The sequence below is a fragment of the Robinsoniella sp. genome (assembly GCF_034124845.1).
This window is the reverse complement of the sequence record NZ_JAWYAJ010000491.1, coordinates 1-4,026: the sequence shown is the minus strand read 5'-3', so window position 1 is coordinate 4,026 and position 4,026 is coordinate 1. Positions and strand designations below refer to the sequence as shown.

Annotated in this window: 3 protein-coding genes; all 3 read right to left on the bottom strand. The window is 42.3% G+C overall.

Annotation, left to right across the window (positions count from 1 at the left end):
* The coding region (locus tag ACH2DQ_RS24050; RefSeq protein ID WP_395028566.1) for an aminopeptidase at positions 1 to 819 on the bottom strand (819 nt) is incomplete at its 3' end.
* A 260-nt stretch (positions 820 to 1,079) separates the two neighbouring features.
* A complete protein-coding gene (locus ACH2DQ_RS24045) occupies positions 1,080 to 3,521 on the bottom strand; it encodes a hypothetical protein (protein ID WP_394911064.1) in 2,442 nt (813 codons plus the stop codon).
* 7 nt (positions 3,522 to 3,528) lie between these two features.
* On the bottom strand, positions 3,529 to 4,026 hold a 498-nt coding region (locus ACH2DQ_RS24040), incomplete at its 5' end, for a methyltransferase (protein WP_395028565.1).

Genomic DNA, 4,026 nt, shown 5'->3' with positions numbered 1-4,026 from the left:
CATATCGAAGACCTCATTAATCCTCTTTGTATCATTTGCAGCTGCATTCACTATTTTTCCGTTTTCAAAGGTAAGCACAATATTTTCGTAGGTAAATCCCTGATACAGAGACGGCGTATTATACGCAAGTGTCCCGTTTACAGAATCTCTGATTGGGGCTGTATATACCTCCCCGTCGGGAATGTTGCATTTGCCTGCGCAGGGGATTGCGTTCATCCCTTTAATGGAAAAGGTCAGGTCTGTGCCCGGTCCCGTCATGCGAACCTTGTCTGTACGTTCCATGTATGCCTTGAGGTTTTGCATAGCCTTGTCCATTTTCCCATAATCCAGGTTGCAGACCTTAAAGTAGAAGTCCTCAAATGCCTCGGTACTGGAATTGGAGAGCTGAGCCATAGAGGCATTGGGGTAACGAAGAACCACCCATCTGGTCTTTTTTACACGGATTTCATGATGTACCGGGGTATTGTAATATTTATCATAAATGGCCATTTTTTCAGCAGGTACATCGGATAATTCCGACACATTATTGGACCCCCGGATGCCAATATAGCAGTCCATGTTAGACATTTCCAGTCCGTCCACTTCTGCCATCAGCTCCACCTGCTCCTGCGTACATTCCATCAGGATGTCCCGCTGTACTTTATTGCTGATAAACCGGATAAACGGGATTCCTTTCGCCGCATAGACTTCCTTTATAATCTGCCTTGCCAGCTCTTGTGTGTCCTCTCCGATATAGTGGATGTAAACCTTGTCGTTTTCTTTCACCTCACAGGAATAATTCACCAGGTTATGCGCCAGCGTTTTTATTCTCTCATCCATATTCTTTACCTCTCTCTTTCTTATTTTCGTTGTTTCAATAACTTCCTGATTCAATATTAACTTTCACTTTTTTCTTGTAAGTTGTCTTCTGTTAATTTTAGCATATCCACAAACTGGCAATTGCATTCAGGGAAAAGGACATTTCTTCTATATATAGTATGAAACGCCCTGGCTGATAGCCAGGGCGTCCTCTTACTATTAAGTGCCGGTTGTGAATCTGCCTTAAAATGAAAATTATAGAGTATTTTATCCTATTACACTCAATTAATATAGGTAATAAATATATTTCCCGACTTTTCAAACAATTCTTTACTGTCGTCCGACGGATAATAATAGGACTCTTCTTCTCCCGGTTTCAGAAGTATTGTATTAAAGTTATCATATCCAACCATAACTCTGACTCCTTCCGAAGTCTGTACCATTACGGGGTAACCGTGGCTCACGTAGTAGAGAACCATATCCAGCGTGCAGCCGCTCAAATCGAGAACCGTTTTATCACTCAGTGACTGCTTCAGTTTAGCCACATCCATTTCCCCGCTCTTCATGATCGCCGGTACTTTTGCAAGATCCAATTCCATCTCATCTTCCTTATTACCACGTTCCCAGACATATTTCTGGTGATTATCCACCACCACTCCAAGCATTTCATCTGCTCTTCGGATAGCAGCATTGGCATTGGCAAAGATGCTGTCCAGTTTACCATAAGCATATACATAATAGAGGTTCTCACTCTTCTCTTTGGCTTTAATTGATACGGTATGGTTGCCTTCCAGTACCACCTGACGGCTTCTTACCACCTGAGGCGTCTTGACTTTTAGATCCTGACCCACCCGCAGAATCATCTCTGTCTGCTTCTTTTCCGTGACCTGTGTAGTCATGCCAAATGCTGAATCCTCATCAGCTGCATTATTTACAATATGGTCTTCCGCAGCTTCGGTAAAGGTATCACCGTTCCTCTGCATTCTGGTAAGAGTGAGCAGCTTCTCCGTTATTTCCGTCTTTGTAATATACAGACCACCCGGGTTATAGTCTTTCACTGTCTCCCCCTGGCTGTTTTGAATCTGTAAGGTCTTCATCGGGAATCGTTCATTTCCCTCATGCTGTGTATTGATATCAGATGCATCTGCAATGCCGTATACCAGATCCTCGCCCATAAATCCGATGATGCGGATTCTTTCTGAATCCTGGCAGGTAATCTCCCGTGTTTCTTTTGTATCCATGTTCATTATGGAGATGGTCTTGGAATCGTAAGCTTTATTTTCCTTTAGCCAAGCAAAATATTTTCCGGACTGGGATCCCGCCATGCATCCCTGATTTAAGTTTTTCACAATCTTCTCTACCTGCATCGTTGACAGATTTACCTGATAGACGTCTCCGTCAACCAGCAGATTAAAATCTTCCTGGTCATCTGATACATAGGTCAGGATATCCAGATCCTTCTTTAACAGTTCATAGGATTCTCCACTTCTTACAAATATACCTTCCCGGACATATCCGGAAGCTGCCTCATAAGAATACAATGCCACACCTGACTCACCTTCATGGCTGCCCCGGTTCATATATCCGCTGACTGTAAAATAAATATTTCCATTGGATTCCACTTCGATAATGCTGATATCATGTCGGTTGTAGGAATCCCGGTAATCCGAGTTTTCTTTTTGGCGGAAAGTGAATACCTGAGCAATTTTATTGCTGTTAACATCATAACTATATAGTTCATTTTCCTGAACAAAAGCAAAATACTGCTTCTTATCATCCGTTTTGTAGGTGACTTCTCTTCCTGTGATTCCCAGATTCACACCTTTTGTAGTTATGATAGAATTTTCCGGATTAAAAATCTGTTCGGTTTTTCGTTCAAAGTCCAGAAGCAAGATTTTAGAATCTGCATTCCGCATGCGGTAAAATTCCGTAACATTATACAACTCCTGCTGTCCATCATCATTCTTTGCCGAAATTATATAATTCAATACTACTGATGCCGTACTCTCATTTAGCTCCTTAATTGCCGGAATCGGCTTATAATAAATCTGAGGACTGAGTGTTCCCCAGCTCAGCTGGTCAATGCTGGAATGAATATCCATACTGGCTAGAGAACTGTTGTCACCGGTTTCATCCGGCTCCGTATAAGATGCAAGCCATTGACTGTCATTCTTGTTGAGACATTTATCATAAAAACTCATAACAAAACTCAGGTAATCCTTGGTATGCAGCCCATCCTGCTGCAGGATTCTCGTGTAGTAATAGATGTCTTTACCTGCACTTTTAATCTGCAGTTTCAGCACATATTCCTGGTTCATCAGGATCAGGTTCTGCAGTTTTATGGATGTTTTCACGTATTCCCCATCTTCCTGATACTTCGTAACCTTTGTATTCTCCAGTGATTCTTTTCCATCTACTGAAAGTACCTCAAAATATATATCATCAATTGGAACGCCGAAAGTCTGAATCTGTATATTCAGAACACGGTCGGAAGTCAAGGGTGTCAGGGTATCTCTCATAGCCGTTACGGGCATCTGCTGTACATAACCGTGCAGGCAGTTCAGCTGTGTTCCCTCGTTGGTCATATAGACCAAGGGAAGAGTAGCTGCCTTCATCTCCTTTGCTGTCTCCGTCGTACCTCTGTTGATATATTTACTGATGCCAAAAACCGCACCTATAAATACCAGCACCAAAACGCTGATTCGTATGATTATTTTTTTCATATTTACTTCATGCCTCCTCTTTGGCATCTAAAAGTTTATTTATTGTCGGTTTGGCCCCCACCATTTCCATACATTCAGCTAAATTTTTTACTTTTTTTGGCATACCGGCCTTTACGGCACGTATCAAAATATTTTTTGGAGTATGTTCCATATCAATAAATTCCAGTATCTGGACGTTGTAGCCTTCTTCTTCCAGCCTTCCTGCCCGAAACGCATCCGTCAGCAAAGCCGCCATCCTTTCTTTTATCAGTCCGTACTTTAATACAGGCTCCAGAAGCTCATTTTGAATCTGCCCGTTCAGCTCATGCTGGCAGCATGGTACGCTAAGAATAACCTCAGCTCCCCATTTCACAGCTTTCGCCAGAGCAAAATCCGTAGCCGTATCACAGGCATGAAGCGTTACCACCATATCCACCTGCTCCACCCCTTCGTAAGAAGCGATATCTCCTATATAAAATTCTAGTTTGTCATATCCATAATTTTTTGCCAGCTCACTGCACTTTTC

Excerpts from the sequence above, each read along its gene's own strand:
- ACH2DQ_RS24045 (WP_394911064.1), bottom strand. The coding sequence starts at position 3,521 with ATGAAAAAAATAATCATACGAATCAGCGTTTTGGTGCTGGTATTTATA.